The following is a 17,226-nucleotide window of genomic DNA, read 5'->3' on the forward strand; positions in this document are numbered from 1 at the left end:
CGCAGATGAGACACTCCAGGCGACTGGACAGGCTCCCCCCTTATCTCTTTGACGAGCTGGACAAGGCCAAGCAGAGGATGACGGCGCGGGGGGCGAAAGTCGTCGACCTGGCAGTGGGTGATCCGGATCTGCCTACACCTCCGGAAATCGTTGAGAGGATGCGCGAGGCGGTCACCGACGCCTCGAACCATCGCTATCCCGGGTACAGGGGACACCCGAGATTGCGACGGGCTCTTGCTTCCTGGTTCCATCACAGATACGGTGTGGAGCTCGACCCGGATGTCGAGATCCTGTTGCTCATCGGCTCCAAGGAAGGACTCGGGCATCTTCCTCTTGCGCTTCTGGACCCCGGCGACACGGTTCTGGTGCCCGACCCTGGATATCCGGTCTATTCAAACACGTCAATGATGGCCGGCGGAGAGGTACGGTGCTTCGGCCTGAGGGAAGAGGATGATTTCCTGCCGCGCGTCGAAGAGCTTGATTCTCTGGGGAGAGCCAAACTCATCTTCTTGAACTATCCAAACAACCCTACGGGCGCCGTGGCAGGGAGGGACTTCTTCGACAAGATAGTTAGCCTTGCCCGCTCGAGAGGGAGCATGATATGCAACGACGCGGCCTACAACGAAATCACGTTTGACGGGTTTCGTTCTCCGAGCATTCTCGAGTCCGAAGGAGCGAAGGACTGCGCGGTAGAGATTCACTCCTTTTCCAAGACCTTCAACATGACAGGTTGGAGGATAGGCTTCGCCGTCGGTAACAGGGAAATCCTGGAAGCTCTGGGCCAGGTGAAGGTGAACTTGGACTCGAGCGTTTTTGGGGCCATCCAGGATGCCGCCCTCGCGGCTCTGTCGCTCAGTCATGATGAGAATCTGCGCGCGTATGAAAGAAGGCGTGGGCTCGCGTTTGAGCGGCTGGCAGGACTGGGCTGTCGTTTCTTCCGCTCCAAGGGTACCTTCTACGTGTGGGCCAGGGTGCCTCGGGGCATGACTTCGATGGAGTTTGCAGTCCGGCTGCTGGAGGAGGCCAACGTCTCCGTGGCGCCGGGCTCAGGTTTTGGAAACAACGGTGAAGGCTGGTTCAGGATCGCGTTGACGCGTCCCGAGGAAGAAATCGCCGAAGGACTCGCGAAAATCGCCAGTTTGAATCTGTGGACAAGCTGAGACTTACAGGTTTATCATTCTTCGGGCATCATGGTGTCCTCCAGGCCGAGAGACGACTCGGCCAGAGGCTGGAACTGGACGTGGAGCTTCACGGCGACTTTGCCGCTTGTGCTTCGCGCGACTCTCTCAGTGATGCGCTGGACTATACCAAGGTTTACGATCTCGTGAAGGAAGTCGTGGAGGAGCGTTCGTATAAGCTTCTGGAGGCCCTTGCGGAGACCGTGGCCGGTGAGCTTCTCGCCAGATTCAGCGTTCGGAAGGTCGTGGTCAGAGTTCGCAAGCCCAACGTGCCCTTTTCTGCAAGCCTGAGCAACGTCGAGGTGGAACTCGAGAGGAGCGGGGGAACGTGAAAGCGTTCGTCGGAATAGGCAGCAATCTCGGAGAGAGAGAAAAGAACATCAGACGAGCCGTCGATGAGATTGCCGTTCTTCCTTTCACCAAGCTCATAACGGTTTCCTCGCTTTACGACTCCGAGCCCGTCGGGGACGTGGAGCAGCCAAATTTCGTCAACGCCGTCGCTCTTCTTGAAACAGAACTCTCGCCCCGGAGACTTCTCTGGAACCTGATGCTGATCGAGAAGAGAATGGGTCGCGTGAGGACCGTCAGGTGGGGGCCGAGAGCCATAGACCTCGACGTCTTACTCTACGGAAAGAGCGTGATAGAAGAGGACGAACTTGTCATTCCGCACCCGGAAATGGAGAAGAGGGCCTTTGTTCTCATCCCTCTTCTTGAAATAGAGCCAGACCTTGTGCATCCTCGCACAAAGGAGCCAGTCAGAAAGCTCTTGAAGAAACTGAAGCCCCACTGTTCGGTCAAACGAAAAGGAAGATTCTGGCTTTGACCGCCCTTGAGAAGAACTACATCGCCATCGAAGGCGTGATCGGAGTAGGGAAGACCAGTCTCGCCACGATCCTTTCCGAGAGGCTTGCCGCAAGGCTCGTCCTCGAGGAAGCGGAAACGAACCCCTTTCTTGAGGATTTCTACAAGGAGCGAAAGCGGCTCGCTTTCCAGGTGCAGGTCTATTTTCTCCTGAGCCGCTACCAGCAACAGCGCGAGCTTCTTCAGAGAGACATGTTTTTCAAGAAGACGGTGAGCGATTACATTTTTCAGAAGGACAGGATATTCGCCAACATAAACCTCGACGACAGGGAATTTTCTCTCTACGACCGTATTGCTTCAATCCTGGAGCAGGACATCGCGAAGCCCGACATTGTGATTTATCTACAGGCGTCCACGGAAGTGCTCATGAAGCGGATACAGAAGAGGGCCAGACCGTGCGAGAAGGAGATGGAGGCCGATTACATCCGGACTCTGAACGAGGCCTACAACTACTTTTTCTTTCATTATACCGACGCCCCGGTCTTGATCGTGAATACTTCCGAGATAGACTTCGTCAGTAATCCCGAATACATAGACGAGTTCTCTAAGAGAATCGAAGAGCACAAGTCCGGGGTCCTTTACTACACGCCGATCGGAGGTAAAGGTGAAGAGTGAGACGAGCGAGAGCGGAAAAAAGGACCGCAGAAGCGAGACGGGCGGGGGCGAGAAAAGCGAGAGGAAAAAGGCGACGGCCGTCTCTATAGCCAGGATGAAGCAGGACGGCGAGAAGATAGCCGCCCTCACTGCCTACGATTTCCCGACGGCAAGGTTGGCCGACGACGCCGGTGTGGACGTCATTCTGGTAGGCGATAGCCTGGGAATGGTAGTGCTTGGTTATGAGAACACTCTGCGCGTGACCATGGCCGAGATGCTCCATCATGCCTCGGCCGTGACGAGAGCTTGCCCCAAGGCTCTCGTCGTCGGGGACATGCCGTTCATGTCTTTTCAGGAGAGCAAGTATCAGGCCGTCAGAAACGCCGGGAGATTCGTGAAGGAAGCGGGCGTGGACGCCGTCAAGCTCGAAGGGGGAAAGCGGATGGCCGAGGCGATCGAGTGGATGGTGCGGGCCTCCATTCCCGTCATGGGCCACGTGGGGTTGACGCCACAATCAATCCTCAAGTTCGGCGGATACAGAGTCCAGGGCAAGAAGTCCGAGGACGCAGAACTGGTGCTCGAGGACGCCAAGGCGCTGGAGGAAGCCGGCTGCTTTGCAATCGTTCTTGAAGGAATCCCGTGGAGACTTGCGCAGAAGATTACGGCGGAGGTTTCTGTCCCCACAATCGGAATCGGGGCAGGCCCACACTGCGACGGTCAGGTGCTTGTGCTGCACGACGTCATCGGCCTCTTCTCCAGGTACGCCCCGAAGTTCGTCAAGAGGTATGCAGAAGCCGGCGAGCTCATCCAAGATGCCTTCACTCGCTACGTGACGGAGGTCAAGGAAGGCAAGTTTCCCACGCTCGAATACAGCTACGGGGAATAACCGAAGAGAACCATGAAGCTGATACAAGGCGTCCGTTCCATGAGGCTCTGGTCCGACAAGGCGAGGGCTCGCGGAAAAACAATCGCGTTCGTGCCGACCATGGGTTTTCTCCACGAAGGGCATTTGAGCCTCGTGAGGAGAGCGCGCAAAGAAGCCGACGCCGTCGTGATGAGTATTTTTGTAAATCCTCTCCAGTTCGGACCTCGTGAAGATTTCAGAGCCTACCCGCGAAACATTCACCGGGACACGACCCTGGCCAGAGCCGAAGGCTGCGACGTGCTCTTCGTTCCGCCGAGACGGCAGATGTACCCCGAAGGGTTCCTTACGCGAGTGAACGTCGAACAAATGGACAGGGTGCTGTGTGGCGCCTTCAGGCCCGGGCATTTTGCCGGGGTCTGCACCGTGGTGCTGAAGCTCGTCAATATCGTGCGACCTCACGCGCTCGTCGTGGGGCAGAAGGACGCGCAGCAGGCGATCATTCTGGGTAGGATGCTGAGAGATCTGAACGCCGACGTGAGAGTCGTAGCGTGCCCCACGGTACGCGAGAGGGGCGGGCTTGCAATGAGCTCTAGGAACAGCTACCTCAGCCCCGAAGAAAGAGTGCTGGCTCTGGCGATACCCGGGGCGCTTCTTCTTGCCAGGAAGCTCGTACGCGACGGCGAGAGAAACGCGGCGCGGATTCTAGCGCGGGTCAAGACGGCGCTTTCGCTGGGTGGGATTTCGGACGTCGACTACGTGGCCGTCGTGGACTCCAGTGAGTTGACTCCGATCAAGAACATCCGCGGCGACGTGCTGATAGCCATAGCTGCGAGAGTCGGAACCACGAGGCTCATAGACAACATAAGACTCAAGGTTTGATTCCCGATGTCGAGTCCCAACACCATAGCGATAGTTCTCGCCGCCGGCCAGGGCACAAGGATGAAATCCAACCTGGCCAAGGTTCTTCACAATATTGTGGGCCGCCCCCTCATCCATTACGTGATGGACTCAGTTCTGGAAGTCGGATTCGACCGTAACGTGGTCGTGATCGGATTCCAGAAGGACGTGGTGAGGGACGTGTTGAAGGGTTATCCCGTGGAATTCGTCGAGCAGGACGAACAATGTGGGACCGGGCATGCCGTTCAGCTTGCCCTGAGGCAGATCCGCGAGACAGACGGGGCGGTGGCGGTGTTGAGTGGAGATTCTCCGTTTCTGCGCCCGTCGACCCTCAAGTCTCTGGTGACTCAACACGTTTCCTCCGGGCGCGATTGCACGGTGCTTACGGCCGCGGTGAAGGACCCCAAAGGGTACGGCAGAATCGTGAGAGACGCCTCGGGGGTCATGCTCGCCATAGTCGAGGACGTGGACTGCACCGAGGAGCAGAGGTGCACCACGGAAGTGAACTCGGGTATGTATTGCTTCCGGCTGCCGAGTCTGGTATCCTGCATCGAGCTTCTGAGGAACAACAATCTGCAAGACGAACTCTATCTCACAGACGTGGTGACAATCATGCACTCCAAGGGAATGAAGCTAGGCACATTCCCGGCGCCCGATTGGAGAGAGATCCTGGGCATCAACACGGTCGAGCAGTTGAAAGAGGGCGAGAAAATACTCAAGGATTTGGGCGCAGGCGGTTGAGGTTTTCATGAGCGAGCTGCTCTGGGCTGGTTGGCGTATGAAATACATCGAATCTGCGAAGTGCAAGGAATGCCTCTTCTGCGGGAAGGTTGACGCCAGACCGGGAAAGAGCAACCTGGTGCTCACCGTGTCCGAGAAATGCTTGGTCATGCTGAATGCTTTTCCGTACAATTGCGGTCACCTGATGATTGCCCCCAAGCGTCACGTCGGCACGGTGTCGGGGCTGACGGAGGGCGAATCGTGTGACCTCATGAGGCAGCTATCGTTGTGTGAGCGCATCTTGAGGAAGGCATACCGCGCACAGGGGTTCAACGTCGGCCTGAACCTCGGCAGATGTGCCGGCGCAGGGGTGCTGGGGCATCTGCACGTGCACGTGGTGCCGAGGTGGTCGGGCGACACGAATTTCATGTCCACTGTCTCGGGCACGAAGGTTCTCCCGGAATCCCTCGTGGACACCTACGCGAAGTTGAAGGCCGCCCTCGATGAAATAGTATCTCCTTCTCGAAAGGGTTCGATACGGCAACGGCATGGGTCGAAAAAAGAACGCACCTCTTAGAGGCATGTTTGGTCCCCTGAGATTGGGCCACGTTTGTGCGGCAGGAGTGGTGATCCTGGTCGTTGCTCTTAGCTATCCTCTCCTGAGGCCTTCCGAGAAGAAGAAAGTGACGTGGGCGGAGAATCCCTCATTTGACATAAGGATAGAGGTCCAGAACGGCTGCGGGACGGAGGGCGTTGCCGAGGAGGTGGGGTCATGCTTGAGAGACGCCGGGTTTGACATAGTGGGAACAGGGAACGCCGACGCTTTCGACTACGAACACACGCTCGTGATTGACAGGTGTGGTCTCATAGACAAGGCCGTCAAAGTGGGGAAGGCGCTTCGATGTGAGAGGGTGATAGTGCAGAGAATCGCCGCTTCTGCTAGTGACGTGGTGGTCGTGGTCGGCTCGGATTGGGCGAATCTCGAACCCGTGCGAGAGTGGAGACGAGGGAAAGGGATAGCGCTCAACAAGTAAACACTGGAGGCTCTCGTCGTTGAACGGTAGAAAACTTGGCTATCTGACGCTGGTCCTGATAGTCGGGCTTGTCCTGGGCAGTGCCGTGGGTGAAGTTCTGGGGTATTTTCTCCCGGACTCTCCTGTGAAGCGAGTTTTCGTTCTTGGCTTCACCTACGTTTTTCCGCCTGCCACGTTGAATCTGATTGTGTTTTCGATCACGTTGGGTTTCTCTGTGAAGGCAAACGTTGTGAGCGTTCTTTTTGTCCTTTTGTTGGCTCACCTTCTCAAGTGGTTCAGCATGGGAAGGTAGGCTGCCCGAGACTCGTTTTGTTCGGGCGACGGAGGTAACTGCAGTGCCTAATGTCGGCTTCAGGGAAATTCTGGTCATCCTTCTCGTAGTGCTCCTTCTTTTCGGAGCGAAGAGAATTCCAGAGGTGATGAAGTCCTTCGGCAAAGGAATCAGGGAGTTCAAGAAGGCCGCAAAGGAACTCGAGTCCGGGGACGAGGATAAGGAGCCGGACAAAGACGAGAACAAGCCTTCCTCTCCCGCGGGATGAGAGCCGGAGCAGGTGGGCGAGTGCGGCAAGCCCAGCGACGCCAGAGGGCGCCGGGACGTCAAGAGCCGCGGAGGAGGCCGGGTCTGCTAGAACCCGAGCACTTGTGATCGAAAGTCTTGTATGCGCGCGGATTTGCGCATCTGATCCAGCCACAGTGAAACAGCGATCATTCTCTTCTGCTCAAGAATCTGCGCCTTCATGGCGAGTCTCTGGCTTTCAAACGCGACTTCGTCAAGCGCAGTGCGGTGGTCCAATCTCACTATGAAGAAGCCGGCGTTGCCCTGCAACACAGGACTGGACTGACCGGGCTCGAGAGCAAATGCCGCTCCGATCAACGCTGGCTCCCTGCCGATCTCTGGCACCGGGTCATTCCTGGTGATGTCGTTTGCGCGGGTCACGGCAAGCGAAGCTGCAGTAGCAGCCTGCTCGAGAGTCAGCCCCTGGGAGAGCTTCGAAGCGACCGCTTGAAGCGCCTGCCGGGCCAATTCCTCCTGTTTCCTCATCGCCGCGACCTTCTTGACCCTGGGAAGCGCTTCTTCGAATTGAGGGACGTGCGAAGGGATCTTCTCGGTCACTTCCAGAATGTACCAAGCTCTGTCAGTCTCCACCGGGTTGCTTACTGTTCCCACTTTGTTCTTGAAGGCGAAATCCTTTGTTGATTCCTCGGTAGGAAGGATTGGAGACAGGTTTCCTTTGTAGAAGACGCCGGTTTCCTTCACTTCCCATCCCGCCTGCTTGGCCGCATCTTTGAGAGACATCTTCGATGCCGCGGCCGATACGTCGGTGACCTTGGTGCGAATCTCGGACAGCGTCTCATTACTGGGGTCTACAGGCATGAGGATGCGCCTGAACCTTACTTTCACGACCCCTCCCTCAGTCTTTTTCTCCTCCAGCTTTATTATGTTGAATCCCCTCTTGTCCCTGAACGGGGAAGAGATCTCGCCCGGCTTCAGAGAGAATGCAACGTCGGCCTGTTCGCTCGGCATCGATTCTCTCGGCACGAGTCTCCCTATGTCTCCACCATTGCTGGCCTCTGGACCCTCCGAGTAGTCAGTCGCAAGCTGTGCGAAGTCCGTGCCTGCGCGTGCTTCTCTCCAAAGATCGTTTACCTCTGCCAGGGCATCACCTTCGTCACGGGCCGAAGGCGTCTTTGGCACGACGAGATATTGCATCTTGGCCGCGTCGGGGACTCGAAATTGGTCGGTATTGGCGCCGTAAAAGGTTCTGAGTTCCTGTTCAGATATGTTGTCAGGGTTGATCTGGAAGGCTCCGGGCCTCGCCAAGACGTAACTGAAATTCGCCTTCCCGGTGCCGGCCTCAAAGTACGATCTGAGCTCGTTGTTACTCACCTTGGCAGAGGACGCCACAAGCTCTTCGAGTTTCCTGATCGGGATGGTGGACCTCACCAGGGTCTCGAGACCCGTGAGGTCATATTGAGGATTCTGCAGAATCTGCTTGTACTTCATCGGGTCGAACTTTCCGTCGGTTTGGAACGCAGGACTTTCTGCCACTTCGGGAGGGGGACTGAGCCGGATGTAGTATTCGACCTCCGCATCGGAGGCGGAGATCTTTCGGCGTTTCAATTCCTGATTGATGAGGATCTCATTTACCAGCCTGTCCCAAGTCGAGCTTCGGATTGTTCCTTCCTCATTTTCCGACACCTTCTTGCCGGTCTGCTTCTCGTATTGCGCGTAGGAATCCTGCAGGGCTTGCTGGTAAGAAGTGGTCTGTATTCGCTGGCGGTTCACGCTGCCGATCGTCCCCGGGTTGGGGCCCGAGCTACGCTGAACGTCCATTCCCCAGATGAGAAATATGAATCCGACGAAAGCGAAAATGGTAATCCAGAGCACTATTTTCATACTCTTTCTGAGTCGTTCGAAAAGAAACATGAAGAATCCTCCTCACAAATGGGTTCCAAAGATGTTAATGTGAAGATTACCATTCCCGGTGGATAAATGCAAGAAGCATGAGACGCGAAATCGTCCGTGACATCGACGCTTCTTGCGGTTCCGGCTTCCGGTTGTCCATTGACGTTCGAAGGCATTGCCGATAAACTCGGCCTCGGAGGTGGGAGAGACTTTCGTATGTCCTTCTTCTTACTCGTTCTGTTTGGAATCCTGTTGGCTTTCTCCGCTTTTTTCTCTGCGTCCGAGACTTCGCTGTTTTCGATAAGGACCGTGGAGCTGAGTGCGCTCGCCGATGCCGGGGGACGAACCGGCCGGCGCATCGTTCGTGCGATGGAGAAACCCAGCCACGTCCTCACCACCATAATCGTCGGCAACACGCTCGTGAACGTGGCGAGCGCCGCCATCGCGACGGCGATATTTGGAATGCTGATGGGTCCGAGAGGGCTCGGCGTAGCGATAGTCGTTGATGCCGTCCTGGTCCTCATCTTTGGGGAAATCGTGCCCAAGACCATCGCCGTCAGCTTCCCTCTGCCGATTGCCAGGGTTCTCATCGGCCCCCTGAGCGTTGTCATGGGATTCTTCGGACCCGTTACTCATGGAGTCGCCTCCTTCTCCAATTTCGTTCTCTCTTCGCTGGGCCTGGTGGGCCGGAATGAGCTTGAGCAAAGACCGGCCGTGGGACTCGGCGAACTCAGAATGCTGATGCACGAGGTGGATGAGGTCGAGGGTTTCACCAGGGAAGAGAGGCGAATCGCCATGAACATTCTGGAATTCGCCGAAACACGCGCGGAAGAGATAATGACTCCCAGGGTGGACATCGTGGCTGTTCCGCACGATGCGAGCAGGGAGGACGTCGCGCGTCTCATGCGCAAGGCCAAGCACAGCAGGATTCCTGTCTGCAGGAAAAACATAGACAACGTCGTAGGCTTTGTCAGTACGAAGGAGTTCTTCCTTTGGCCCGACAGGCCCATCGAACGGCTCATAAAGCCCGTCCTGTTCGTTCCCTCGTGCAGGAAGCTCGAGGGACTTCTCCACGAGATGCAGGGGAAGGGCACGCTGATGACAATAGTGGTGAACGAACACGGAGAGACGCTGGGTCTGATCACGAAGGAAGACATCCTTGAAGAGATCGTGGGGGAGATCTACGACGAATTCGAGGCCGACCAGGTTCCCGTGCGTCGCCTCGCGGATGGCGGAATTCTTGCAGACGGCCGCGCCAGTCTTGATCTGGTCCGTGAAGAGCTCGGCCTGAGACTGGCGGACACCGGAGCAGTCACGTTGAGCGGGTTCATCTTCGAGAGGCTCGGCGAGCTGCCCTCCAAGGGGGCCGGCTTCGAGCACTCGGGTTACAGGTTTGAAGTTCTGGACGTCAAGAGAAACAGGGTGACCCGGTGCAGGGTCAAGAGATTGTAGCGGGGGGAGAGTTCAAGGCATGTCACCTTCGACGCTCGCGGGACTCATCGTCATAGCCGCCTGTGTGTGCCTGAGCGCCTTTTTCTCCGGGAGCGAGACCGGCGTGGTCTCACTGAACCGGATTCGCCTCAGGCACATGATCCGCTCAGGAGACAAGAGGGCCGAGAGGCTCTCGAAGCTTCTGGTGCAGCAGGAGGGAGTCCTTGCCGCGACGCTCATAGGCACGAACCTGTTCAACATCATCGCTGCGGCGGTTGCGACGGTTCTTCTCGCCCGCAACTTCGGAGCCGCGTCGGCGATTTTCTCGACACTCATCGTGACTCCAATCCTGGTCGTCTTTGCGGAAGTCATTCCGAAGTCGTATTTCAGACTCAGGGCGGACACTGCGATGCTGAGCGTGTGTCGTCCCCTCTCCGCCGCCACCTTCGTGCTGACGCCTTTTGTGCGGCTCACGTCCTTCTTCGTGAGATCACTCTTCACCTTCACTGGTGCGACAAAGAGAAGCCCTTTTGTAACCAGGGAGGAATTGAAGAGCATAGTGAGAGAGAGTGCGGAAAGGGGCGCACTGCGACTGAGAGAGCGCGACATGCTGCAGGGGGTGTTGAATTTCAGCAAGACCGTGGCCAGAGACGTGATGATTCCTTTGCGCGAGGTGGCCTCGATAGAAGAGAAGGCCGGAGTAGGAGAACTCGGAGAGCTGGTGAGGAGCAGGGGACATACTCGAATCCCCGTCTACAGGGAGAGGGTGGACGAGGTCGTAGGCTTCATCAACGTTTTCGATGTTCTCTACGACGAGGATCGCGGAGACGGCATGTCGAGGTTCGTCAGACCCATCCCTGTCGTGCCGGAGATAAAGAGGCTTGACAGACTGTTGATAGAGATGCTCCGGGCGAGAGTACCCATCGCCCTGGTCGTGGACGAACTCGGCACGTGCGCCGGGATCGTCACCGTCGAGGACATCATAGGAGAAATAATGGGCGAACTCGTCGACGAGCACGACGCCGTCGTGGAACAGATTCGAGCGGTGGGGGACAACGAGTACGTGATCGACGCGAGAACCTCGATCGACGACCTCAACGAACACTTCAAGCTCGGCCTGCCCAAAGAGGGCTACGAGACCCTGGGCGGCTTCATACTCAAGGTACTCGGCAAGCTTCCGCAGACAGGCGAACAAGTCACTCGCGGCCCCGCCATCTTCGAAGTGACCGATGTGCACCGCTACGGAATCAGAAAGATCAAGATGACGCTGACGGCGAACTGAATCCGGCGTCGCGCGCCTCACACATTTGCCTTGAACGACCGACCAAGACCGATTACCGAAATTCCCGGACGACGTGAGAGACGTCGGAGAAGAAAGTTTTTTCGAAATTTTCATCTTTTATGTTGACAGGATTTTGTAGTTGTGGCATCAGTGGCTTAAGAGCCACAAAAAACGACGGCGTAGAAGAACACGAGTTCTTATACAACGCAACGAGGGGGTGAGAAGTATGGCAGCAAAGAAGAAAGCCAAGAAGAAGGTCGCGAAGAAGGGCAAGAAGAAATAGCGAGTCTTTGACTTGGTGAATTCTCTGAAGATGTCAGCGTGGGATTCTCCCGCGCTGGCATTTTCATTTAGTCGCCTCGCGGTTTCTGCTACTCTTGTCTCAGCTCGTGCTCGTGGAGGCAATCGATACCGCGCAGTCTGAATATCGCTGGCCAAATGGAAGAGTGGATAAGAATAAAGGGTGCACGTCAGCACAATCTCAAGTGCATCGACGTCGCGATTCCGATCGGCAAGATAACCGCGATTACCGGCGTCAGCGGTTCCGGGAAATCGACGCTGGCATTTGACACTCTTTACGCGGAGGGGCAGCGCCGGTACGTCGAATCCGTGTCGAGCTACACGAGACAGTTTCTGGAAAGGATGTCCCGACCCGAAGTAGACTCGATCGAGGGATTGAGACCCGCCGTCGCGATAGGCGGGTCGGAAGCCCCAAGAAGCGCGCGTTCCACCGTGGGCACTGCAACGGAGACCTACGACTACTTGAGGCTCCTCTTCGCGAGAATCGGCAAGACCTACTGCGGCGAGTGCGGAATCGAAGTGGTGTCCCACACGGTTCAGACCGCCGTCGACACGATCTTGAACCACAAGGCGCAAGTCGTCCTCATTGCATTTCCTCTTGGTCGTTTTGAATCCAGAGAATTCTCCAAGATTGCCCGGCATCTCAAGGCCTCCGGTTTCCTGCGCGTCCATTCCGGCGGGAAGGTCTTCGAGCTGGAAGATCTCAGGCCGGCGGACGTTCGAAGACTGCGCGACGTTCTGGTGCTCGTCGACCGCATCCGAGTAGACGATCAAAACGCCGAGAGGCTCGCCGATTCGATGACCACCGCCTTTGAGAAAGGCGGCGGCAAGGCCGCCGTCGTCACGGAAGAGAACGGAATCCTCAGATTCGACAGGAGTTTCAGATGCAACGTCTGCGGGCGGGAATACCCGGAGTCGACGCCGTTGCTTTTCTCTTTCAACAGCCCGTACGGTGCATGCAAGCGCTGTCGCGGATTCGGCAACGTTCTCGAGTTCGACCCAGAGCTCGTGGTGCCTGACGGAAACAAGAGCCTTTCCGAGGGCGCAATCGCTCCGTGGGCGGGGCAATGGAAGCCCCATTTCCTGTGGGAATTCAAGAAGCTCCGCCGGAAGATCGAAGTGCCCCTCGACGTTCCTTTCAAGAAGCTGAGTGAAGAACAGAGGAACGTCCTGCTTCACGGCACGAAAGGTTTCGCCGGCGTGATGCCTTTTCTCGAGAGGCTCAAGAAGAAGAGCTACAAGAGCAACGCACGTTTTCTTGTGAAGAGGTTCCAGCGACCCGTCGTGTGTGAAGAGTGTAACGGAGTGCGACTGAGGCGAGAGGCCCTGAATGTCAGGGTGGGTGGCCGGGACATCGCAGCAGTCGCGTCAATGGACGTGGGCAGAGCAGTGGAATTCTTCTCGTCCCTCCCCTTGACTCCCTACGAGGAACAGGTGGCAGGTCGGATACTATCCGAGATCAGGTCCCGGCTGCATTTTCTCAAGGAGGTCGGCCTGAGCTACATCACGCTGGACAGGCTTTCCAGGACTCTCTCGGGAGGAGAGCTGAGAAGAATTGAGATAGGCAATGCGCTGGGTTCCGGACTCGTGGATTCTCTCTACGTTCTGGATGAGCCCACGACGGGGCTTCATGCAAGAGACGGCGAGAGACTTGTTTCCGTCCTCAAGCATCTGAGCCGCACCGGCAACACGGTCGTAGTCGTCGAGCATGACAGAGACGTTGTTCGCGCGTCAGACTGGATTGTCGACCTCGGTCCGCTCGCGGGCAAGAGAGGAGGGGAGTTGGTGTACCAGGGAGACCTGCCGGGGCTTCTGGACAACGACGAGTCCCTCACCGGTCGATACCTCAGCGGAAAAGAAAAAGTCCACGTCACCGGACGACGCAGAAAGCCGGGCGCGCACGCAATAGTTATCAGAGGCGCCAGAGAGCACAATCTCAAAGATCTGACGATAGAGATTCCGGTCGGGCTCTTTGTTTGTGTGACGGGAGTGTCCGGCTCGGGTAAGAGCACGCTGGTATCGGACATACTTTACAGGCAACTTGCATTTGAGAAGGGAAGAAGCGTTCTCAAGGCAGGCGCTCATGCCAAGCTTGAAGGCGGACGCCTGATAAGCGACGTACGACTCGTGGATCAGACTCCGATCGGGAAGACGCCCCGCTCGAATCCGGTCACCTACGCGAACGCGTTCGGCCCCATCAGAGAGATCTTTGCCTCGTCCATAGAATCAAGAAGAAGGAAATACACACCAGGCACTTTCTCCTTCAACGTTCCGGGCGGCAGATGCGAGACTTGTCAGGGCGTCGGAAGCACGAAGGTGGAGATGTATTTCCTTGCGGACGTGTTCGTGACTTGTGACAGTTGTGGAGGCGCGAGATACAAGCAGGCGATCCTGGACATAGAGTATCGGGGGAAGAACATAAGTCAGGTGCTCGATCTCACCGTTGACGAGGCGATATCGTTTTTCTCCGGCCACCCCGCTGCCTGCGAGAAGCTCTGGATTCTCAAGACGGTGGGCCTGGGCTACTTGACACTCGGCCAGCCTGCCAACGCTCTTTCCGGAGGCGAGGCTCAGAGACTCAAGATAGCGGCGGAACTACTTGAGTCCGGCGCGAGAGATGTGCTTTACGTTCTCGACGAACCTACGGTCGGATTGCATCCGGCGGACGTCAAGAACCTCGTCGAAGTCCTGCACAAACTGGTCGACAGGGGAAACACGGTGGTCGTGGTCGAGCACAACGTCGAACTCATTGCCTCCGCGGATCACTGCATTGACTTGGGACCGGAGGGAGGAGACGAAGGCGGGTATGTCGTGGCTTGCGGGACGCCCGAGGAAATTGCCGAGGCGGAAGGCTCGTACACCGGGAAATATCTCAGCCGATACCTGGGAGTCTCGAGCCGCGGAACTTCAGGCCGACCATCACGTAGTCGAAAGTGAATTCGCTGGGGATTGTCTGGCGGGCCTCGCCGAAGATGCTGATTTTGGAGTTAGAAAAGAATTCGACACCCACAAAGATACTCAGCGTGGCGGAAAAATCGGAATTGGATTCAGTTCCGAAATCCTCGAGGTCGGCCCAAGAGTAGAGATAACTGAAGCTGGGCCCCAAGGCGATGTAAGGGGTAAAGCCGAGCGCGGTTGAAGCTGTTCCCGGTGCCACGGCCTTCAGCAGAGGCGACGCGGAACCCACTACAAGACTAACGCCGTCCCTCGTGGCGCCGTATCCGGACAGCCTCACGACGGGACTAAGATAGGCGGGGAGAAAGTCCACACGAGAAACGAATTCCCCTCGAACCCCGAGGGCGTGTTCGTAGAAACCACGCGGAAATGCAACCCCCGCGGCAACGTCAAGGGCGTGAGCCGCCGTGGCCGCGCCCAGACCAAACATCAAGAGGAAGAGACCGGCCAACAAAGCGGGCGGTCGCCTTCTAGCGCTGGACAACGATGTCACCATGAGTCACATAGTCTCCTGCCATGAAGTAGGCTCGATAGGTGCCGTTGGCGACTTGGATTCCATTATCGTCCGCAAGATCCCACACATACACGTACGTGTTCGCGGTCTGCCGCTCCCTGACTATCGTGGTCACCTTCTCGCCCTTCTCCGAGTAGATTGCAAGCGACACGTTCATCTCGGAAGGCAGGACGTACTGGAAGCAGATGGAACCCGAGGTGGGGTTCGGACCGGTACAAATGTCAACCGTTCCTTCGACCGGTGGAGGGACCAACCGTGCCTGACTGCTCGCCGTCAACCCCTCGCAGTCCCTAACTTGGCGCCACGTTTCGGGATTGTGAGAGTCAAGAATATCAAGCGGGTCGATCAGGTTCTCATTCTTGCAGGAGCAGAAAATGAGAAACAGCAGGAAACCCATTGCCAGAAAAAGAACGACTAGCTTCTCGGTGCGTTCTGTCAACGTCTTCTCCTCGTAACTGAGCCCAAAACACGGAAGTTCCCCGCCCAAGCGTTCTTTCGGCAGCCCCAAAACCTCTTCTTGCGAAGATAGCCCGCTTTACAAGTTAGGCTTAAGCGCTGAAAGGTCACGCCCCAGGCAGGGAACTCCGCTTCGCTCTACTGGACTAAGGTTAGCAGAGCGGCAAAAATGTTGTCAACTGCAAAAATGCTCTTTTCCTAGTTGCCCTTGAAGTATCGGAGGCCCTGTGGCACACTACAGCCTGGTGGCTTTGTGCGGAGAGCCTTGAGACAGGTACGGAGGTGCTCATGAACGTTTTGGTCACCGGCGGAGCAGGCTACATAGGTAGCGTGCTGGTAGAGATCCTCGTGAAGAAAGGGCATTCAGTCGTTGTTTTTGACAACCTTTCAACCGGGCACAAGGACGCGGTCCATTCTTCGGCCCGATTCGTTGCGGGAGATCTCGCAGACGCGAGCGAGGTTGAAGGGCTCTTCAGCGAGAACGCGTTCAATTGCGTCATGCATCTGGCGAGCCCTAGCCTTGTGGAAGAGTCGTTGCGCGCTCCCGAAAAGTACTACTGGAGTGAGCTGGTATGCGGGCTCAATCTTCTTACTGCAATGATGCGCTTTGGCACCAAACGGATCGTGTTCTCGTCTTCCGCGTCCGTGTATGGAGAGCCCGATGCCGTGCCGATCACAGAAGACGCGCCGACAAGACCAGTGAACCCCTACGGAGAGTGCAAGCTGGGCTTTGAGAGAATGCTGCACTGGTTTAGGGTCGCGCATGGGCTCAACTACATTTCCTTCCGTTACTTCAACGCCGCAGGCGCAACTGAGAGCCACGGCGAGCTCCACGACCCGGAGACACATCTTGTTCCGCTCGTGCTCAAGACGGCGAAGGGACAGCGGGAGGCGGTAGAGATCTTCGGTACCGACTATCCGACTCCAGATGGCACATGCGTGAGGGACTACGTCCACGTGCTTGATCTGGCCGAGGCGCACGTCCTCGGGATGGACGCACTCGTGCGAGGCAAACACGGGATTTTTAACCTCGGTAACGGCGAAGGATATTCCGTCGAGGAGGTCATTTCGGTCGCCAGCAAGGTGACCGGAGTCGCGATTTCTAAGAGAAGCGTCGGGCGCAGAATGGGAGATCCCGCCAAGCTGGTTGCGAGCCCGGAGAGGGCCAAGAGCGAGCTGGGATGGGTCCCCCAGCATACGTCTCTCCGCGAAATCGTTGAGAGCGCCTGGAACTGGCTGGCAGCATTTCCCTCCGGTTATGATAAATGAAGGCCGCAGAGTGGAATGCCGGTCGAGGGTTCGCCTGAACCGGGGAGAAGGAAGAACGACAATGGACGTCATAGACGTGAGCACTCATTCAAGGACGGAAATGATAGACGTCACGAGGCAGGTCGCCGAATGCGTGCGCAAATCCGGCGTGGAAGAAGGAACATGCACGATCTACGTGCCGCACACCACGGCGGCCGTCACAGTAAACGAGGGAGCAGACCCTTCCGTGAAGGCCGACGTCATCAACATGCTGAACCGCCTCGTGCCTTTTGAGGGCGGCTACTCGCACGCCGAAGGGAACTCCGCCGCTCACATCAAATCCACGATCGTGGGAGTCTCCCGCACCGTTCCCATCAAAGACGGGGCCCCTGCGCTCGGCACTTGGCAGAGCATCTTCTTCTGCGAATTCGACGGCCCACGCAGAAGAGAAATCTACGTGACGACGTTGGGGAAGGCGTGATTC

General features: G+C 56.9%; 19 protein-coding genes. 16 read left to right on the top strand and 3 right to left on the bottom strand.

Annotated elements, in window-relative coordinates; translation table 11 throughout:
• Positions 1-5: 5 nt before the first annotated feature.
• From NTX17_06430 to tatA, 11 genes are read left to right on the top strand one after another with little or no spacing between them, the layout of a single operon-like run.
• Positions 6-1,160: an aminotransferase class I/II-fold pyridoxal phosphate-dependent enzyme gene (locus tag NTX17_06430; GenBank protein MCX5801007.1), complete on the top strand. Its 1,155-nt coding sequence runs from the start codon at positions 6-8 to the stop codon at positions 1,158-1,160.
• Positions 1,148-1,510, top strand: coding sequence for a dihydroneopterin aldolase (gene folB, locus NTX17_06435; protein MCX5801008.1), 363 nt, complete (start codon positions 1,148-1,150; stop codon positions 1,508-1,510). Before NTX17_06430 ends, folB begins: the two co-directional genes overlap by 13 nt.
• Positions 1,507-2,001 carry a 2-amino-4-hydroxy-6-hydroxymethyldihydropteridine diphosphokinase gene (gene folK / locus NTX17_06440; protein ID MCX5801009.1) on the top strand — a complete coding sequence of 165 codons (495 nt, stop codon included), beginning with the start codon at positions 1,507-1,509 and terminating at the stop codon, positions 1,999-2,001. Before folB ends, folK begins: the two co-directional genes overlap by 4 nt.
• Positions 1,998-2,654: a deoxynucleoside kinase gene (locus tag NTX17_06445; protein ID MCX5801010.1), complete on the top strand. Its 657-nt coding sequence runs from the start codon at positions 1,998-2,000 to the stop codon at positions 2,652-2,654. The genes folK and NTX17_06445 overlap by 4 nt, the downstream gene beginning before the upstream one ends.
• The gene (gene panB / locus NTX17_06450) at positions 2,644-3,519 is read left to right on the top strand and encodes a 3-methyl-2-oxobutanoate hydroxymethyltransferase (protein ID MCX5801011.1); all 876 of its coding nucleotides are present in this window, start codon (positions 2,644-2,646) and stop codon (positions 3,517-3,519) included. Before NTX17_06445 ends, panB begins: the two co-directional genes overlap by 11 nt.
• Before the next feature lie 12 nt (positions 3,520-3,531).
• Entirely contained in the window at positions 3,532-4,377 is an 846-nt protein-coding gene (gene panC / locus NTX17_06455; GenBank protein ID MCX5801012.1) for a pantoate--beta-alanine ligase, read from the top strand.
• 6 nt (positions 4,378-4,383) lie between these two features.
• Complete coding sequence (locus NTX17_06460) at positions 4,384-5,136, top strand: NTP transferase domain-containing protein (GenBank protein MCX5801013.1); 753 nt, start codon at positions 4,384-4,386, stop codon at positions 5,134-5,136.
• Between the two features lie 7 nt (positions 5,137-5,143).
• Positions 5,144-5,692 carry an HIT domain-containing protein gene (locus NTX17_06465; protein ID MCX5801014.1) on the top strand — a complete coding sequence of 183 codons (549 nt, stop codon included), beginning with the start codon at positions 5,144-5,146 and terminating at the stop codon, positions 5,690-5,692.
• A gap of 4 nt (positions 5,693-5,696) precedes the next feature.
• Positions 5,697-6,149: a LytR C-terminal domain-containing protein gene (locus tag NTX17_06470; protein ID MCX5801015.1), complete on the top strand. Its 453-nt coding sequence runs from the start codon at positions 5,697-5,699 to the stop codon at positions 6,147-6,149.
• A gap of 19 nt (positions 6,150-6,168) precedes the next feature.
• Positions 6,169-6,441: a DUF4321 domain-containing protein gene (locus NTX17_06475; protein MCX5801016.1), complete on the top strand. Its 273-nt coding sequence runs from the start codon at positions 6,169-6,171 to the stop codon at positions 6,439-6,441.
• A gap of 43 nt (positions 6,442-6,484) precedes the next feature.
• Complete coding sequence (gene tatA, locus NTX17_06480) at positions 6,485-6,688, top strand: twin-arginine translocase TatA/TatE family subunit (protein MCX5801017.1); 204 nt, start codon at positions 6,485-6,487, stop codon at positions 6,686-6,688.
• An 86-nt stretch (positions 6,689-6,774) separates the two neighbouring features.
• On the opposite strand, the gene NTX17_06485 is transcribed toward tatA, so the two are convergent.
• Entirely contained in the window at positions 6,775-8,577 is a 1,803-nt protein-coding gene (locus NTX17_06485) for a peptidyl-prolyl cis-trans isomerase (protein ID MCX5801018.1), read from the bottom strand.
• Between the two features lie 195 nt (positions 8,578-8,772).
• On the opposite strand from NTX17_06485, the gene NTX17_06490 reads away from it, so the two are divergent.
• The 3 genes from NTX17_06490 to uvrA all read left to right on the top strand — a co-directional run bounded on the left by NTX17_06490 (position 8,773) and on the right by uvrA (position 14,506).
• Positions 8,773-10,008: a hemolysin family protein gene (locus tag NTX17_06490; protein MCX5801019.1), complete on the top strand. Its 1,236-nt coding sequence runs from the start codon at positions 8,773-8,775 to the stop codon at positions 10,006-10,008.
• A 19-nt stretch (positions 10,009-10,027) separates the two neighbouring features.
• Positions 10,028-11,269 carry a hemolysin family protein gene (locus NTX17_06495; GenBank protein ID MCX5801020.1) on the top strand — a complete coding sequence of 414 codons (1,242 nt, stop codon included), beginning with the start codon at positions 10,028-10,030 and terminating at the stop codon, positions 11,267-11,269.
• A 438-nt stretch (positions 11,270-11,707) separates the two neighbouring features.
• The gene (gene uvrA / locus NTX17_06500; protein ID MCX5801021.1) at positions 11,708-14,506 is read left to right on the top strand and encodes an excinuclease ABC subunit UvrA; all 2,799 of its coding nucleotides are present in this window, start codon (positions 11,708-11,710) and stop codon (positions 14,504-14,506) included.
• Here uvrA and NTX17_06505 read toward each other — a convergent pair.
• Entirely contained in the window at positions 14,442-15,020 is a 579-nt protein-coding gene (locus NTX17_06505) for a hypothetical protein (protein ID MCX5801022.1), read from the bottom strand. The genes uvrA and NTX17_06505 overlap by 65 nt on opposite strands.
• Positions 14,995-15,477: a hypothetical protein gene (locus NTX17_06510; protein ID MCX5801023.1), complete on the bottom strand. Its 483-nt coding sequence runs from the start codon at positions 15,475-15,477 to the stop codon at positions 14,995-14,997. Before NTX17_06510 ends, NTX17_06505 begins: the two co-directional genes overlap by 26 nt.
• Positions 15,478-15,782: 305 nt before the next feature.
• Here NTX17_06510 and galE point away from each other — a divergent pair, with 305 nt between their 5' ends.
• Positions 15,783-16,763: a UDP-glucose 4-epimerase GalE gene (gene galE / locus NTX17_06515; GenBank protein ID MCX5801024.1), complete on the top strand. Its 981-nt coding sequence runs from the start codon at positions 15,783-15,785 to the stop codon at positions 16,761-16,763.
• A gap of 61 nt (positions 16,764-16,824) precedes the next feature.
• Positions 16,825-17,223: a secondary thiamine-phosphate synthase enzyme YjbQ gene (locus NTX17_06520; protein ID MCX5801025.1), complete on the top strand. Its 399-nt coding sequence runs from the start codon at positions 16,825-16,827 to the stop codon at positions 17,221-17,223.
• Positions 17,224-17,226 lie beyond the last annotated feature (3 nt).

The sequence above is a fragment of the Candidatus Eisenbacteria bacterium genome, assembly GCA_026388185.1.
In the GTDB taxonomy this organism is placed as follows: domain Bacteria; phylum Eisenbacteria; class RBG-16-71-46; order JAFGJU01; family JAFGJU01; genus JAPLKG01.

Bases quoted from the DNA above. Each gene is read 5' to 3' on its own strand.
- NTX17_06485 (MCX5801018.1), bottom strand. From the start codon at position 8,577: ATGTTTCTTTTCGAACGACTCAGAAAGAGTATGAAAATAGTGCTCTGG.
- NTX17_06430 (MCX5801007.1), top strand. From the start codon at position 6: ATGAGACACTCCAGGCGACTGGACAGGCTCCCCCCTTATCTCTTTGAC.
- panC (MCX5801012.1), top strand. From the start codon at position 3,532: ATGAAGCTGATACAAGGCGTCCGTTCCATGAGGCTCTGGTCCGACAAG.
- NTX17_06520 (MCX5801025.1), top strand. From the start codon at position 16,825: ATGGACGTCATAGACGTGAGCACTCATTCAAGGACGGAAATGATAGAC.
- NTX17_06495 (MCX5801020.1), top strand. From the start codon at position 10,028: ATGTCACCTTCGACGCTCGCGGGACTCATCGTCATAGCCGCCTGTGTG.
- NTX17_06505 (MCX5801022.1), bottom strand. From the start codon at position 15,020: ATGGTGACATCGTTGTCCAGCGCTAGAAGGCGACCGCCCGCTTTGTTG.
- NTX17_06460 (MCX5801013.1), top strand. From the start codon at position 4,384: ATGTCGAGTCCCAACACCATAGCGATAGTTCTCGCCGCCGGCCAGGGC.
- uvrA (MCX5801021.1), top strand. From the start codon at position 11,708: ATGGAAGAGTGGATAAGAATAAAGGGTGCACGTCAGCACAATCTCAAG.
- NTX17_06465 (MCX5801014.1), top strand. From the start codon at position 5,144: ATGAGCGAGCTGCTCTGGGCTGGTTGGCGTATGAAATACATCGAATCT.
- galE (MCX5801024.1), top strand. From the start codon at position 15,783: ATGAACGTTTTGGTCACCGGCGGAGCAGGCTACATAGGTAGCGTGCTG.
- NTX17_06470 (MCX5801015.1), top strand. From the start codon at position 5,697: ATGTTTGGTCCCCTGAGATTGGGCCACGTTTGTGCGGCAGGAGTGGTG.
- NTX17_06490 (MCX5801019.1), top strand. From the start codon at position 8,773: ATGTCCTTCTTCTTACTCGTTCTGTTTGGAATCCTGTTGGCTTTCTCC.